Raw genomic sequence first — 18,007 nt, forward strand, 5'->3', positions numbered from 1 at the left:
AAAAAAAAGCAGCTTATTCCTAAGCTGCTTTTTTAAATTTTATTAAATTTTATTTTCTGTAAATAGAAACCTTTTTGTCAATTGATAAGTTATCTCTTGTAGTTAACTTAACAATATAAATACCTGCACTTAATCCAGAAGTAGAAATTTCATATTGTTCAGATTTACCTAAATTTACTTTACTTACTACAATTTTACCTGTAACATCATATAAGTCAATTGAAGTAACATCTTTTTTCAATGTGTTTACAACTGTTAACATAGCGTTATCATTGTTTTGAAACACTTGAAAAGAATCTAAAGCATTATCATTACTATCTAACACATCTGCATAATTTTTGAAAGTAATTTCAAAACGAGTTTTATTATCGCCTGCTGGCATAGTCATATCAAACACTCCGTTTTTAATATCATAATAAACCCCAGTTTCTTTATCGTGCATGTATACTTTTTGAGCATCATCAAAACCTGAAAAAGCACCTATAACTTGCACTTTAAAATTAGCTTGACTAGCACATCTTAAACCCACTGGTATTTTTTTGTTTATATCAAATTTAACTGCTGTTGCAACATATTCATGTGGCATATCATTTAAAATATAATAAAATTCGGCAGCTTCATTTGATGGAGAACGTCCATCTGCACCATAGTCAAAACCATCAGTTGCAGTATCTAAAAATGCAATTGTTGTAGGTCTAACACCTCCGTTATTATACATAGCATTGATTCGTAAATATGGAGCAGTACCTTTTTTAACTTGAGTATAATCAATACCTGCAACATTAGGTATAGCATCATAATATTCTGACTCATTTGAAGCCGTTCTTGCAAATACCGAAGTTCCTCCCTCTTTAACAAAAGTTCTAAATGAATTTCTCATTGCAACATTACCTCCTGCTGTCCCCATAACCATAAAACCTTGTCCTACTGGAGAAAATCTTCTCGCATAAGCAGTACCAGCACCTGCCGGCACACCTTGAGTTCCAGTTCCATCATATGTAAAGAATGCAGCTGGCGTATAAATACTTGTAACAGGATTATAAATTCCATAACCACCTTGATAAGCAGCTATATAATGAGAATTAACAGTAACTTGTTCCCAAAAATAGGCTTGTCCGTTAATTAATGCAGCATTTGAACCGTCTAATAAAAATGAATTAATATCAATTGCACTTGGATAAGGATTACCTACCAAAGTAAAATTACCTGCAGAAACTGCACTAGAAATAGTTCCATCATTTGGCAAACCTCTAAAATCATATCGTTGAGCACTTCCTACTTTATTCGCAACACCTTCTGTAGCATCTGCTACAACAGCATCAGTACCTGAAGTTCCTTTCATTGTAAATCCTGAACCAGGAGCAATTGTTGATGCACCTGCTATAGCATTCCATTGTGCATATGTTGTAGATGTTGTAAAAGTATATATCCAACGAGTAGAGATAGACAATGGCGAAGAAACACCATCGTAACCTCCAATAAGAGTTGCAGGAGTACTTGCTGTACGCGTTGTAGGTCTATTTAATCTTGAAATTCCAAAATTAGCATTTCCAACTGCAGCAGCTGGAACTCCAACAGGAGAACACCAATAATTATATTGAAAATTATTTACAGTACCTTCTTGAAAAACAGATAAGTTACCCAGCCCTCTATTAGCACCTGCACCAGCAGTTCCTTGCAAAAGTTGAGACTTATTCCTTAAATAAAAATTACCTGTGTTATCTAAATTTACATCTTGAGTAACATAAACGAATTGGTCGTTTACGAACACGTAACTACTTGGACTAACGTACATTTGCGCAGAGCAAAGCGTATAAAATCCAGCCGTTAATGCTAAAGTGAGTAGTAATTTTTTCATAGTCAATTATTTAGAATTAGTAACATAGCAAATATATACAATTATTTTAACAAACAACCTTCAATACATCTCTTTTTATCGATAAAAAGAGGCCTTTAATCCTATTTTATTGAAAAAATCAGCGTTTTAAAATTTTAAAAAAGAAAAAAATGAACCCAAACAACACAAAAAAACAATTCCAAAATTTTACCCATAACAACTTTTTTTAGGAGGCAAAATTGTAATTTGGATTGAATTTAATAGCCCATTACTAACAACCCGTAACTTAAAATCATCATCACAAACTTAACTTATTGAATTGTTTTTGTTCGCCTTAAAACCCTCAACAACAAACAGTTCACACATCTAACCAATTCCAAAACGAACACACTTCTTTTATTTTTGCAAACTTACAAATAAATTAAAATCACAAAATTATGTGTTTTTGTTAAAATTATTAATTACGATATATTTTCTGCCTCAAAACTATAATTTGTCATTAATTTTTATATATTTACAGTATTAAATGTTAATAATCAAGAAAAAGATTACACATATGACAAAAAATTACACTCAATCTACAAAGCTGAACCTGCGAATAGATTTTATTGCAAAATCTATCTTTTCAGGCAAAACTATTCTTGCGTTTTTATTTATCCTTTTTGGGATTCAAATAAATTTTGCGCAATCGCCAAATACATACACAACTTCAGGCACTTGGCTTTGTCCGCAAGGCGTAACCTCAGTAAAAGTTGAAGCTTGGGGTGGAGGAGCCGGTGGTGCTTCAACACCAAATACTAACAACGCCAATGGTGGTGGTGGTGGTGGTGGTGCATATTCTGTAAGGAATTCCATAACCGTAGTCCCAGGTACAACTTATAATTTTACAATAGGAACTGGCGGTGGACAAAATGCAAATGGAAACAATACAACCGCAATTATTAATGGCGTTACTATTACAGCTGCCGGAGGTTCTACAGGAGCTTCGTCAACAACCGTTAATGCAGCTGGTGGTGTTGGAGGTACTGTTGCTGCTAGTGTTGGAGACACTCGTTATGCAGGTGGAAATGGTGCAAATGGTGTATTTAAAGCATCTGGAAACAACTCCGGAGACGGTGGTGGTGGTGGATCTGGCGCTGGTACTTTAGGTGCTGGTAATAATGGAGTACTAAGAGTTGCAGGAGCATTAAGAGCTAACTTCGGTGGAGCCGGAGGAACAGGCGGATTAGATGCGAATGGTACTGATGCTTCAACTGCCGCAGGGAACTACGGTGGTGGTGGTGGTGGAGCAGGCCATAAAAATAATAGTAGTGGTCTTGGAGCAAGAGGCGCAATGATATTTACATACACATGCCCTGCTTTAGTTTCAAATGCTGGTCCAAATCAAACGTTAGCAGCTTGTGCAACAACTGCTACTTTAGCAGCAAATACACCGGTAAATTCTACAGGAGCCTGGACAGTAGTTTCAGGAACTGGAACGGTTACAACACTTACTTCTCCTACTTCAGGAGTTACTGGTATTGTCCCAGGAGGCGCAGCATTAGTTTTAAGATGGACCGTTTCTAACGGGCTTTGTGGCTCTACCTTTAGTGATGTATCTATTACTTCACCTATAGGCCCAGGCTGTCTGTCTTATTGTACACCAACTGGAAACCTAAACTGTACTTTAAATGATTATATTTCAAATGTAACATTAAACACATTAAATAATAATACAACATGTAATGCTGGAGGATATACTAATTTTCCTAAAGCTGGTGTTCAAACAACAAGTGTAATTAAAGGTTCTTCATACAACTTATCTTTAACTGTTGGAGCCGGAACTGGTACTCATGGAGCGGGAGTTTGGATAGATTTTAACCAAAATGGTTCATTTTCAGATGCTGGAGAATTCTTTTTATTAAGTAACGCTATTACACCAAGTAGTACAACCGTTACTTCAATTGCAATTCCTATTGGAGCAGCATCTGGAGACGTAAGAATGCGTATTCGTTATGCATTTAACATTACAGTTGTTTCTGGCGCTGGTATGAGTTGTACTATGGCTGGAACTTATGGTGAAACTGAAGATTATACAATTACACTTGTAGCCCCTGCAGCCTGTGTAGCGCCAACGGCTCAGGCAACAGCATTAATATTAACACCTAGCGCAGGAACTATTAATGGTTCTTTTACTGCGGCTTCACCTGCATCAGATAGCTACTTAGTAGTAATGAATACAACAGGTACAACTCCTACAGCTCCTGTAAATGGAACAAGCTACTCTATAGGAGGTACGCTTGGCGCAGGTAATACAATTGTAGACAACGATACTGATACTGTTTTTTCAGCAACTGGTTTAGCAGGTAATACAACCTATTATTTCTTTATATACTCATTTAACGGTTTATGTACCGGAGGACCATTGTATTATACAACCTCTCCTAGAACCGGAAACGCAACTACACCAGCACCAACCTATTGTGTGCCGGTACATCCTGCGTCTTGTTCTGGTACCATAACAAATGTTATTTTTAATACAATAAACAACACTTCAGGTTGTGCTGACACGCATGGTGTTTCATATACAAATTATTCGATAGCTGGAACACCTACAACAAATTTATCTGCAGGTAGTTCATATAACTTAAATGTTACCACTAGCGCATCTTCAATCGTTTCTGCTTGGATAGATTTTAATCAAGATGGAACTTTTGCAGCAAGCGAATGGGTTCAAGTATTTACTACTGGAACAAATGGAGTGGTAAGTTTTGCAATACCAATTGGTGCAACTTCAGGAAATACAAGAATGAGAATTCGTTCTAGATTAGCTGGATTCGCAAATGGAAGTGGAGACGCTTGTACCTCTTTAGGTTCTGGTGAAACAGAAGATTATAGAGTAACTATAATCCCTGCACTACCTTGTGCTGCACCTACTGCACAACCAACAGCAATTGCATTAACTGCTCAAGCAACAATTTTATCCGGTTCGTTTACGCCAGCAGTACCTGCTGCAAACAGCTATCTTGTTGTAATGAGTACTTCTGCAGTAGCGCCTGCAGGACCTGTAAATGGAACAACTTATGCAATTGGTAGTACTATAGCCCCTGGCTATACAGTAGTTGATAACGATAGTAATCCTGGATATTCAGTTACAGGATTAACTCCTTTAACTACTTATTATTTTTATATCTATTCCGTAAATAATTTTTGTACAGGAGGGCCGCTATATTTAGTACCTTCACCTTTAACTGGAAACATAACCACTGGTTTAGTAGATTATTGTGTTCCAACATCTACAGTTAGCACAAGATACATTGATGATGTATCGACTGTTGGTTATATTACAAACATTACAAATATGGTAACTGGAAGAGCCGCAAGTGGTTATGCCGATTATACAGCTTTACCTCCAGTTACACAAATACCAGGTGGTGGTGTAACTTTAGATTACAGATTAGCCATTTCAAGACAATTCGTTAAAGTATGGGTAGACTGGAATAATGATGGTACTTTTACAGATGCTTTACCAGAATTAGTATATAATACTGGCGGAGTACAAACCATTGCAGGTTCTGCTGGTTTTGTAATCCCTCCTGCAACTTTACCAGGAAATTATAGAGTACGTATAAGAACATTTGAAACGTCACAAACTTTTGGACCTTGTGGAAATTTAGCTACAGGTGAAACGGAAGATTACAGGTTAACTGTTGTAGCAGATTGTACTGTAAACATTACAGGTGTTACAGATGGTAGTCGTTGTGATACTGGAACTGTTGTAGTTGGAGCAACTGCAACTGCTGGAACTACTCAATATCGTTATTATAGTGCAAGAACTGGAGGAACGTTAGTAGGAACTTCTCCAACTACTTCATGGACAACGCCGTCAATTGCTGTAAATACAAGTTATTATGTTACTGCTTGGAACGGGGTATGTGAGTCTTGGTACCGTACTGAAGTTAAAGCAATAATAAATCCAACAACTACTATAAATGTTACTCCTTCAACTCCTGAAGTTTGTGGGGAGAATAATGTAGTAACTATAGCTGCTCTTGGAGATGTTGTAATTGACTACTTAGTTGACGAAAATTTTGAAGGTGGTGGTTTTGGTGTTTTAACAAGAACAAACGTAGCTGCAGATGCAAATACACAATGGACAAACAGAACAAGTCCATATGTACCTACTGGTTCTGTATGGAAACCGGCAATAACTTCTAGAACTATAGGTAACAGATTTGCTTTATCTGTTTCAGATTTTGCTGCACCTGCACCAAAAGACACGCAGCTAAGAACTGTTGCGTTAAATACAACAGCATATTCAACTTTAACTTTAAGTTTTAGACATTATTTTTCTTATTATGTAGGTGAGCCTTTGCAATTTGCAGATGTAGATGTATCTACTAATGGTGGAGCTGCTTGGACAAACATTGCTAGCTATACTTCGACTGAAGGTTTTGCTGGTAAATTTAATGATGTTGTTTTCGATGTAAGTGCTTATGCAGGATTACCTTCTGTTATGTTTAGATTTAGATATCAACTACAAGGTTCTGCCTTTTGTGACGGATGGGCAATTGATGATGTAAAAGTATACGGGACAAGACCTTTAAACACAACATTCTCATGGAGTGGTGGAGTTCAAGCCTTTATAGATTTTCCATGTACAATTCCTTATGTTGCACAAAGTGTTACAACTATTTATGTTAAGCCTAATGCGGCACAATTGGAATTACCTACATATAGTTTTACAGCGAGCGCTACATTAGGAAACGGATGTCCGGTTTCTAAATTGATTACTATAAACAATAAATCTAGTGTTTGGAAAGGTGGAACTAGTAACGATTGGAATAACCCAAACAATTGGGCTCCTGTAGGAGTACCAACAATTAATACTTGTGTAATTATACCAGATGTAACTGCAACAAATCCGTCACGAATACTTGGCGCAAGTTATAATGCTTTTGGTAAAACACTACAAGTTAAAAATTTAGGAAACTTACAAATACTTCCTACAAATACATTAACTATTGCTGACTACGTTGATGTAACAGCAGGCGGTACTTTTAATATTGAAAACTCAGCGAGTTTAATTCAAATTAATAACAACGTTAATACAGGTGTTATTAGCATGAAGAGAAATGTTAACTTAAGAAAATTAGATTATGTATATTGGTCAAGTCCAGTAGCTAACTTTCCGTTAACAAGTATCTCTACAACAATATATCGTTATAAATGGACACCTACAATTGGAGCGAATTTAAATGGTTGGGGTAACTGGGCTGGAACATCTGAAAATATGGTTAACGGAAAAGGATACATTGTTAGAGGTCCAGATTCATACACAACCGCATTAGCAAATTACACTGCTAATTTTACAGGAGTTCCTAACAATGGTATTATAAACATGCCAATAAGCAGAGGAACGTACAATGGCGGAAACTATTCAACTGGAGTTTCAACAACTCTAGCTACTAGAGATGATGACAACTGGAACTTAATAGGTAATCCATACCCTTCTGCAGTTAATGCTAACCTATTTTTGGCAGCTAATACAAACATTGCAGGATATGTAAAATATTGGACTCATGGTACACTTCCATCAGCAGTTATTATAGATCCATTTTATAATGATTATGTATTAAATTATACTGTTGGAGATTATGTAACTTATAATGCAACAGGAGCAAATCCAGCAATTGGTAATGGTAATATTGCAGCTGGTCAAGGGTTTTTCGTATTGATGAATCATACTTCAGCTGGTACAACAGAAAATGTAGTATTCAATAATACAATGAGACGTAATGATTACAGAAACGACTTATTCTTTAGAGATGGAACTGCTCCTGCTTTTGGAGAAGAAGAGAAACATAGAATTTGGTTGAATTTAATCAGCCCATCTTCTAACTCTACTACTACATTAATAGGTTATGTTGAAGGAGCAAGTAACGATCTTGACAGAATGTATGATGCTCAAGCTTTAGATGTTAAAACAGACTTTGAATTATTTTCATTCTCTAATACTGATAGGTTAACTATTCAAGGTAGAAGTTTACCGTTTAATCAAAATGACGAAGTAACTCTTGGAGTTTCAATTCCTCAAAATGGAATTTATACAATTGCAATTAATAATGTAGATGGATTGTTTTCAGATACGACTCAAAAAATATATTTAGAAGACAAACAACTAGGTATATTCCATGATTTAAGAACTGCTCCTTATACATTTACAGGAACTACAGGAAGAGACGAAAATAGATTTGTTCTTTTGTATAATTCTTCAAGATTATCTCAAGAAGATGTTACATTAACAAACAACTTAATGGTTGTGTCAAATGAAAATGTAACAATACATTCTTCTATTGAAAACATAAACTCTATAGAAGTACATGATTTATTAGGAAAAATTGTTAAAACATATAACAATATTGACGCTAAAGAATTCATGTTAAATAATTTACAAAAAAACAACAGCACTCTACTTTTAAGAATTAAATTAAATAATGGAGCAATAGTTGACAAAAAGATTATTTTCTAATAGTAAAATAAATTAAATACTTAAGAGGCTTATGAAATTTCATAAGCCTCTTTTTTTGGCTCCAATTAAAAACCAATAGTTTTAGTTTATTAAAATAAAAACCGACAAAATGTATTTTATCGGTTTTTTTTGCATTATACCTATAAAAGGTCGGTATTTATTAACAACTTATCAAGAAAATAGCCGTAAAGTGATAAAAAAAAATATATTTGTAATTCAGATTAAATTAACAGCCGTGTTTACTTTATACAACTACAAAATGAATAATACTCTATTAACCAAAAGACAAAACCTACATGTAAAAAATTTCATAACATTATTGTTATTTCTTTTTACTACTAATCTATTCTCACAAGGAAACACTTGTGCTACAGCAACCCCACTTACAATTAATGGAACTTGTGGTGCTGGAACAATTAATGGAACTACAGAATTTCCACCAACTTGCACAGGTTGGCAAAGATCTGAATACTATTCTTTCACTGTTAGTTCTGGCCCGCAAACGGTAACAATAACAGCTCAATCTGGCGCAAGAAATTTAGCTCTTGGTTTATTTTCCGGAACATGTGGTTCATTAACAAATATAGCGTGTCAAGATGTAGACGCTACAAATGGCGCTCAAACCGAAACAATAACAGCAACTAATCTAGCAAATGGAACATATTATATTGCAGTAGGAAACACAAGAAATAGTGATTTGGCATTGACGAGTGTTTGTGTCACAAGCGTTGCCCCTCCTTCAACAAACTTTACTTGTGCAACTGCAGACAGTTTACCATGTGCTACTACATCTTTAGCAGGAACAACAGTTGGATCACCTGGAACACCCGCACATGGAACTGGATGTTCTATGAGTAACTATGGTACTTGGTACACCTTTGTTGGAGACGGTCAACTGACAACCATTTCATCAACAGCCGGCTCTGGTTTTGACCATGAAATGTCTATTTCAAGCGGCACTTGTGGAAGCCTTACAAATATAACATGTCAAGACTCTGGCTTCACAGCAGGAACCGAATCTTATACTTTTACAACAACTATAGGAACTAACTATTACGTATATATTGCGGACTACTCTACTTTTGGTTCAACTACAGGAACATTTACCATTTCAAGAACATGTACCGCTCCAATTGCTAACGACAATTGTTCAGGTGCTGTTAACGTAACTGTAAACCCAACAAGAACATGTACCGCAACAACTTCTGGCACTTTATTTGGCGCAACAGATTCTGGAGTAACAGGCAGTACTTGTGGAGGAACAGATGATGATGATGTTTGGTTCAGCTTTGTAGCTACTTCTACAACGCATCATATTGAATTATTAAACGTTGCTGGAAGTACAACTGATTTATACCACGCTGTTTACGCTGGCTCTTGCGGCACACTTGGAGCTGCCATATTGTGTTCTGATCCTAATACAAGTATTGTTTCAGGATTGACAATTGGTAACACTTATTATCTTCAAATTTATTCTTGGACCAGTACAAGTGGACAAAACAGCACATTTGACATATGTATTTCAACTGATCCACCATGTACTACACCAGTAGCTCAAGCAAATGGTTTTACTTCAGGAACAATTACATCAACAGCGTTTCCGGCTACTTTTTCAGGAACAGCTGACTCTTATCTTGTAATAAGATCAACATCGGCAACTCCACCCTCTCAACCAGTTAACGGGGTAATTTATAATAATGGAAACATAGGAACACTAGGAACAGGCCTTAGCTTTATTCAATCAAGCACTTCCACTACTATTATAGGTAATGGATTGTCAGGTAACACTCAGTATTATTATTACATATACGCTTACAATAACACAAATTGTTCCGGAGGACCTTTATATAATGCAGCTGGAGCATTAACCGGAAATGCAGTTACATGTCCAGTTACTCCATCCCCTGCTTCAACAAGTTCTACTATAAATTCAATAAATTTTTCATGGACTTCTTCAATAGGTGGAGGAGCAAATGCTGTTACTTATCAATTACAAGTTACAACTGATGCAGGATACACAGCAAATGTTCCAGGATCGCCATTCACAATAAATGATCCAACTATAACATATAATTTAACTGGACTAACAGCAAATACAACATATTATTATAGAATAAGAGCAAACAATGGATGCTGGAGTACATATACAACTGGTTCAGCAACTACTGGTTATTGCGCTGCTACTAATTCATCTAATACAACTTATTACATTAGCGGCATAACTACAACAGGAGGTGTTGCTAACATAAACAATACGCCTACTGGATTTACTGCCGGAGGATATGCAAACTACACTGCAATGGTTGTTTCTCAAGATGCAGGATTAAGCTTTAACATTACAGCTACTCATCCCTCAAGCACTTACGGATATACTGTTTGGGTAGATTGGAATAACGACCTTGATTTCAACGACGCTGGCGAAACAGTAATTTCTACTGATTATTTAGCAACACCTGCAGCTCTAGGAACTGTTACTATACCGGGAGGAACACCTCCAGGAAACTACAGAATGAGAATTAGGAATGCTTATTTAAGTAATCCTGCTCCTGCTTGTGGTAGTTTTGCATATGGAGAAGCTGAAGATTATACAATTACAGTATTAGTTCCTGCAGCTTGTAGTGGCACACCAAATGGAGGAACAGTAACAACTACACCTAACACAAGTTGGCCGGGAAGCGCATATACAGTATCGTCGACAGGATATTCTTATGCATCAAACCTAACTTATCAATGGCAATTTAGTACAGATGGAGGAACTGTATGGACTAATGCCGGAGCTTCTTCAAGTACATATTCTGATTATTCAGCTACTGCACCTGCAAGTGGATTGGTACATTGGCAATTATTAGTAACATGTACAAATAGTAGTCAAACCGGTACTTCATCAACAGGAATATTTACAACTATGGAAGTTAGCGATGTAGAAACTGGATGTCCAAGTGTTATATCTGGTGGATTAGGCTTAAATGGCGCTGACCCAGCTCCATTTAATTGTACTGATGCTTCAACATGCGTTGACCTAGAAGCTACATATTTAGATTTAGGAGACACTTCCAACTATATAATTGAACCTATTCAATACAATCCTCCTTTTAGCTTTAGTGGCTTAGCAAACCCTGTAAGTGTTAATACAGATGATATTTGGTCACCAATAATAAATTTACCATTTGACTTTTGTTTTTATGGAAATTCATATAATCAATGTTTAATTGGGTCTAATGGTATTATTACTTTTGACACATCTGTAAATAACAGCCCTGGAGGATATTGTGAATGGGAATTTGATTCTACAAATCCAGGAAGTTTACCTATAAGTGGCCACGATGCATTAGTTGAAAACTCAATTTTTGGGGTATTTCACGACATTGATCCAGGAGCAGGCGGTGAAGTGGGATGGGAATTAATAACACTTCCTTCAGGATGTAGGGCTTTAGTTGCATCATGGTCAAATGTACCAATGTTTGATGAAAATGTAATTCTTTATACTGGAATGATGGTATTGTATGAAAATTCAAATATAATTGAAGTATATATACAGGAAAAAAATATTGATAATTTTGGTGCAGGAACATGGAACGATGGAAATGCAATAGTGGGTATTCAAAATGCAAATGGTACAATAGCAACAGTTGCTCCAGGGAGAAATGGATTAGACGCAAACTGGACATCAACTAATGAAGCTTGGCGTTTTGTTCCAAATGGAACTTCTATTACTTCACTTCAATGGTATGAAGGATCAGGTGTTTCAGGCCCTGCTATTGGGACAACAGATGTAATAAATGTATGCCCAACTTCAACAACTACTTATACTGCAGAAGTAACTTATACACTTTGTGACGGATCAACTATAACTGAATTAGAAGAGACAACAGTAACTGTAAACGGAGCTAAAGTTTGGAATGGTTCAGTTGATACGGACTGGGACAATGATAACAATTGGGCTCCGGTTGGAAAACCTACCGCTCTTGATTGTGTAGTAATTCCGAATGTTTTGAATGATCCTATAATATCTGGTACTGGATATAATGGATTGGGTTTAAACATGAGCATTCAAAATAATGCTAATTTAACCGTTAATACAGATAACTCAGTAACCATTACAGATTGGGTTAACATCGGAACAACTGGTATTTTAAATTTACAAAATAGCTCAAGTTTAGTTCAAGTCAACAATGTAGCAAATACAGGAAACATGAACATGGAACGTATTACTAATGTAAGATTACAAGATTACTCTTATTGGTCTTCGCCAGTAGGAAGTTTCCCTGTACAAAATATTTCTCCTCTTACCCCTGCAGGTTTTATATTCGAATGGGGAACCACATCGATGAATGCTAATGGAGGACAAGGAAACTGGATAAACACATCTGAAAATATGATACCTGCGAAAGGGTACATTCTACGCGCACCTTCAGGCTATAGCAATGCTGCGCCAAGTGCTTTAACAGCTAATTTTATTGGGGTTCCTAATAATGGTACGTTTTCACCAACAATTTATAGAGGTACAGATTATACTACTCTTGGGACCCAAGGAATACCTAGAACAATTACAGATGATAACTGGAATCTTGTAGGAAATCCATATCCATCTGCTCTAGGCGTAAATGAATTTTTAACTTTACCAGCAAACAGTGATATAGTTGGTGGTGTTCGAATTTGGACGCACGGTCAATTACCTACCAATGTGACTGACCCTTTTTACCAAGACTTTGAAACAAACTACTACCCTTCTGATTACATAACTATAAATTTAACAGGCGCAACTAGTGGCCCTGGAGATTACAAAATTGGTGCAGGACAAGGATTTATGGTCCTTATGAGTGCTGGATCTGCCGGATCTAGTTCTGTCACTTTCAATAACTCGATGCGAAGTGCTACTTTTGCGAACAATCAATTCTACAAAAATGGAGATCTACAAAACAAAGAGAATAGCATAGAACAAAATAGAATATGGCTAGATTTAGTTAACCCTACAGGAGCTGTAAACAGAATACTTGTTGGATATGTATCAGGTGCAACACAAGCCGAAGATTATTTATATGACTCTTTTACTGATTATAAACCTAGTCAAAATTTCTATTCATTGATTGGAAATGAACCAATGGCAATTCAAGGAAGGGCTTTGCCATTCGACGATAATGACAAAGTTAATTTAGGTGTTAAAATTCCTGAAGACGGATTATACAGTATTGCTATAAGTGAATTAGATGGCTTGTTTGAAAACACAACACAAAACATTTATCTTGAAGATTTAGAAATTAACATAATTCATAATCTTAGAGACATGCCTTATCACTTCATGACTACAGCAGGTAATATTAATAATAGATTCATTCTAAGATTTAAAGACAATAAATTAGATAATGAAGAAATTGAAAATAATATTTTTGTTATTTCAAATGATATTTTAACTATATTATCAACTACAAATTCTATTAAATCTATAACGATACATGATGTTATTGGAAGATTAATTAGCATAAAAGACAATTTAAACACAAATGAGTATAACTTTAATACATTACAAAAGAGCAACTCTACTTTATTAGTAAAAATTGAATTAGAAAATGGAACTATAATTAATCGAAAAGTTATTTTTTAAATTTGATTAAGATTTTTCTTTAAAAAAGCCCAGCTATTAGCTGGGCTTTTTTTTAACAAAAAATACAATTAATACGTAAAACAGAAATGTATCATAAAATTATATTTACCAAATAAATTCCGTAAATATATAATTATGATAAAAAAATATTTTTTCACAGCACTACTTACCTTATCAATTTGCACAATAACTTTTGCCCAAGTTGGAGTTGGAACTACAACACCACAAGGAGCATTAGATATTAGTTCAAGTACAACAGGATTAATTCCGCCAAGAGTATCACTAACTTCTACTATTATTGAAGCCCCTGTTATTAATCCGCAAGGAGGGTCAATTATTGCCGGAACTACTGTTTGGAATACAGCTACAGCAGGTACGTCTCCTAATAATGTTGCACCTGGTTTATACTTTTGGAATGGAACAAGATGGGTTGCTTTTGCAGGTTCACCTGGTGGATTAGACTGGTCTTTAACTGGTAATAGTGGTACAACGGCTGGCACAAACTTTTTAGGAACAACAGATGCAAATGGCTTAAGAATAAAGACTAATAATATTGATCGTTGGCAAATTTCTAATGCAAATAATGGTCAACTACAGTCTTTCGCTTTAGGTACTGCAGCTTTACCAGTATATTCATTTCAAGGAGATCAAGACACAGGACTTTTTAGTTCAGGTGCAGATGTTTTAAACCTTTCTACAAATGGTCTTGAAAGAGCAAGAATATTAAGTGGTGGAACTTTAGGTATTAACTCAGCAGGGACAACTTTCTCACAATTAACAATAACTGGAGCTGGAACAAATGATGGTATTGCAAGTTCAGCTAATGACGGAATTGCAAATGCTTTTTGGGGAAGAAATGCGCATGCCACTGGATGTGCAGTCATAGGAGCTACTAATGGTTTAGGTGGTGTTTTTCCTACTCTTGGAGCTGGAGTTGCAGGTTCTGGTACAAATAGTTATGGAGTAAGTGGCATTACAGGTAATGGTGCTCCAAATAATTCTGCACACAATGGACATGCTGGAGGATATTTTACTTTAGACTCAGACAACAACCCAGCAACTATGAATTCAAGTGCATTTGCACAAATAGCAGGAAAAGACGAACAAATCATTACTCCACTAGGCGGTTCTTCAAGAAGAATCCTTTATGGTGGATATTTTGTAAGTGGTATAGCAGCTCAAACATATTCATATGTAGCATTAAAATACAATCACAATAATGATGCTACAGCAACAGGTGGAACAGATTATAAAATTGTAGGAAATGGAGTTGTTTCAACTTTAATTCCTGATGAAGATTTTTATCCAAGAGTTATGTTTTGTCCTGAAGCTCCTGAAGTTTTATTTGAAGATTATGGAATAGGAAAATTACAGAACGGAGAAGCTTTCATTGAATTAGACAAAATAGTTTCTAAATCATTAAAGATTGATGAAAGTCACCCATTAAAAGTATTTATTCAATTAGAAGGAGAATGTAATGGTGTTTTTGTAACTGAAAAAACAAAGGATGGTTTTAAAGTAAAAGAACTTAATGGCGGAAATAACAACATTTCTTTTTCATGGCACATTGTTGGAAACAGAGCTGACTCTGTAGACCAAAATGGGAATATTACTTCACATTATCAAGATTTGAGACTACCATACGGACCAAAACCTTTACAAGAGCCTAAAACAACTTCTAAAAAGTAAAATAAACCAATTATAAATTCTAGAAAAGCTTCTTTTGTTCTCAAAAGAAGCTTTTCTATTATAAATATTTTAAAAAAATATTACTTATTAACATTTATTACACATTTTATCCCTCAATTGTTATATTTTAAATATTATTTATATATTCGCGCTCAAATCTAACAAATTATGAAAACGAAAAAAATAATTATAGCACTTACAATTAGCTTATTAGCTAATTTTAGTATAGCACAAGTAGGTGTAGGGACCACTACTCCAGCTGGAGCTTTAGACATCACTTCAACAAACGACGGCTTATTGATTCCAAGAATTGCTTTATCTGCGACTAATGTAGCAACTGTAATAACTCCAACAACTTCTGAACTAGTTTATAATACTTTTACTTCAGCAGTTGGTGCAAACCAAGTAACACCAGGATTTTATTATTGGAATGGTACTTTGTGGGTAAGAATGACTACAGGTACAAATAATGACTGGACATTAACTGGTAATGCTGGTACAGCTCCAGCAACAAATTTTTTAGGAACTACAGATGCTCAACCATTAGTTATTAGAACTAATAATACTGAAAAAATAAGAATTAAAAGTAATGGAAAAGTAGGTATTGGAGAACCAAACCCTACTGATGCTACATTAGAGGTAAAAGGAAATACAATCATTGGAAACACATTTACTGGAGGAAATTCAGTTGCACAACCTGGTGGATTAACAGTAGAAGGAAGAACAATTATTGGAGAAGATGCCTTTTATTATGGTATTGATAAAGTTGTTGTATACGGTAATACAACATGGATTCCTACTGCAGTAACAAACGGAGATAACGGCAACGGCTTAACTTATGCTATTAATGGTTATACTTCAGATGGAGTTGGACTATATGCTGAAGATAATGACGGAGGAAGAGGAGTTGAGGCAAATGTTTTTGGAACAGCTACTAATAGAGCAACAGGGGTAAGTGGCTTTGATACATCAGGTAGAGGGTATGGAGTAGTTGGAATCAGTGAGAACTCGAGCGTAACAAATGGATACAGAGGAGTTTATGGCGTGGAATCTACATTGACAGGATACGCATTATACGCTACAGGAAGGACATATTCTACTGGGGCTTATTTTCAACCATCTGATAAACAATTGAAAAAAAATATTAAACCTCTAAAAAATGCTTTAGAAATCATTGAAAAATTAAGCCCAAAAACTTATGATTTCAGATGGGACGAAGATAAATTTAAAAAAGCAGGTTTAGAAAGAGGTACTCAAATGGGATTTATAGCTCAAGATCTTGAAGAGACATTACCAAATATTGTTAATCAAACAGAATTATCACTTGACTTTCCAACATATACAAAAAAACAAATTGAGGAAAATCCAAGTTTAAAGAATGAACAAGAAAAAACAATGCAAATTAAAGCAGTTAATTACGATCAATTAATTCCGTTATTAACTCAAGCTATAAAAGAGCAACAAGAAATAATCAAATCTCTTGAAGCAAGAATTGAAAAATTAGAAAAAAAATAAATTCTACAAAATTTATAAAACTTCCAAAAGACCTTTTCTTTAAATAGTTAAGGTCTTTTTTTCCTACAAGGCAAAAAATCAATAGTTTTTTTTTACACATTTAATACCTCAATTGTTATATTTTGAATAATATTTATATATTCGCGCTCAAATCTAACAAATTATGAAAACGAATAAAATAGTATTAACATTAGTTATAGGCCTATTTGCCAATATAGTTACTGCACAAGTGGGAATTGGAACAACTAACCCACAACAAATGCTACATATTAGTGGAACAAACCCAGGTTTACAAACATTACGCATTGATGATTGTGCTGTTACAGCAGGCGGAACAAATCCAGGAGAATTAGCAACAGGTGCATCTACAACTAGTAAAGCCTTATATAGCGATTCAAATGGTGACATCAAAGTAAGGTATATTTATGGCGATAATATGCAAAGCGTAGTTTTACCTAGTGGGACACAAAATATTACAAATACTTCTTTAATTGATATTACAGGTGCAACAATTACATTTACACCAAGACATTCTGTAGTTTATTTATCTTTTTCAATTACAGGTTATAACCCATTAACATCTGGAATAGATCCTCTTACATGGTTCTCTGTAGGAGTTTCAAGAGGAGCTACGAATATTGCTAATTTTTTGAGTTTAACAGGAGTTTCAGATGACGTAACAGGTTCTGCAGGTGCAGCTTCAATAACCGCTGCAAATTTCCCTATCACAGTAACACCAGGAGTATCTGTTACAATAAAGCTTCGAGGAAGAAATGGTGGTATAAATAATGGAGATGGATTTACAATTGACAAAACTAACTATACAAGCTACATGACAATTTTAGATTAATTT

Annotated in this window: 6 protein-coding genes; 5 read left to right on the forward strand and 1 reads right to left on the reverse strand. The window is 35.2% G+C overall.

All coding sequences use genetic code 11. The features are described 5' to 3' along the window. Nucleotides 1-49: 49 nt before the first annotated feature. Nucleotides 50-1,858 carry a T9SS type A sorting domain-containing protein gene (locus tag UXY25_RS06805; RefSeq protein ID WP_320815254.1) on the reverse strand — a complete coding sequence of 603 codons (1,809 nt, stop codon included), beginning with the start codon at nt 1,856-1,858 and terminating at the stop codon, nt 50-52. A 535-nt stretch (nt 1,859-2,393) separates the two neighbouring features. Here UXY25_RS06805 and UXY25_RS06810 point away from each other — a divergent pair. From UXY25_RS06810 to UXY25_RS06830, 5 genes are all read left to right on the forward strand, one after another. Further along, nucleotides 2,394-8,348, forward strand: a complete 5,955-nt coding sequence (locus UXY25_RS06810; protein WP_320815255.1) for a GEVED domain-containing protein — start codon at nt 2,394-2,396, stop codon at nt 8,346-8,348. A 259-nt stretch (nt 8,349-8,607) separates the two neighbouring features. After that, complete coding sequence (locus tag UXY25_RS06815) at nt 8,608-13,950, forward strand: GEVED domain-containing protein (RefSeq protein WP_320815256.1); 5,343 nt, start codon at nt 8,608-8,610, stop codon at nt 13,948-13,950. Between the two features lie 135 nt (nt 13,951-14,085). Continuing rightward, on the forward strand, nt 14,086-15,639 hold the full coding sequence (locus UXY25_RS06820; protein ID WP_320815257.1) for a hypothetical protein: 1,554 nt from the start codon (nt 14,086-14,088) through the stop codon (nt 15,637-15,639). A 168-nt stretch (nt 15,640-15,807) separates the two neighbouring features. Next, nucleotides 15,808-17,154: a tail fiber domain-containing protein gene (locus UXY25_RS06825; protein WP_320815258.1), complete on the forward strand. Its 1,347-nt coding sequence runs from the start codon at nt 15,808-15,810 to the stop codon at nt 17,152-17,154. Nucleotides 17,155-17,317: 163 nt separating this feature from the next. Further along, complete coding sequence (locus tag UXY25_RS06830) at nt 17,318-18,004, forward strand: hypothetical protein (protein WP_320815259.1); 687 nt, start codon at nt 17,318-17,320, stop codon at nt 18,002-18,004. Nucleotides 18,005-18,007 lie beyond the last annotated feature (3 nt).

The organism is Flavobacterium sp. (genome assembly GCF_034111225.1).
Taxonomy (GTDB): Bacteria; Bacteroidota; Bacteroidia; order Flavobacteriales; family Flavobacteriaceae; genus Flavobacterium.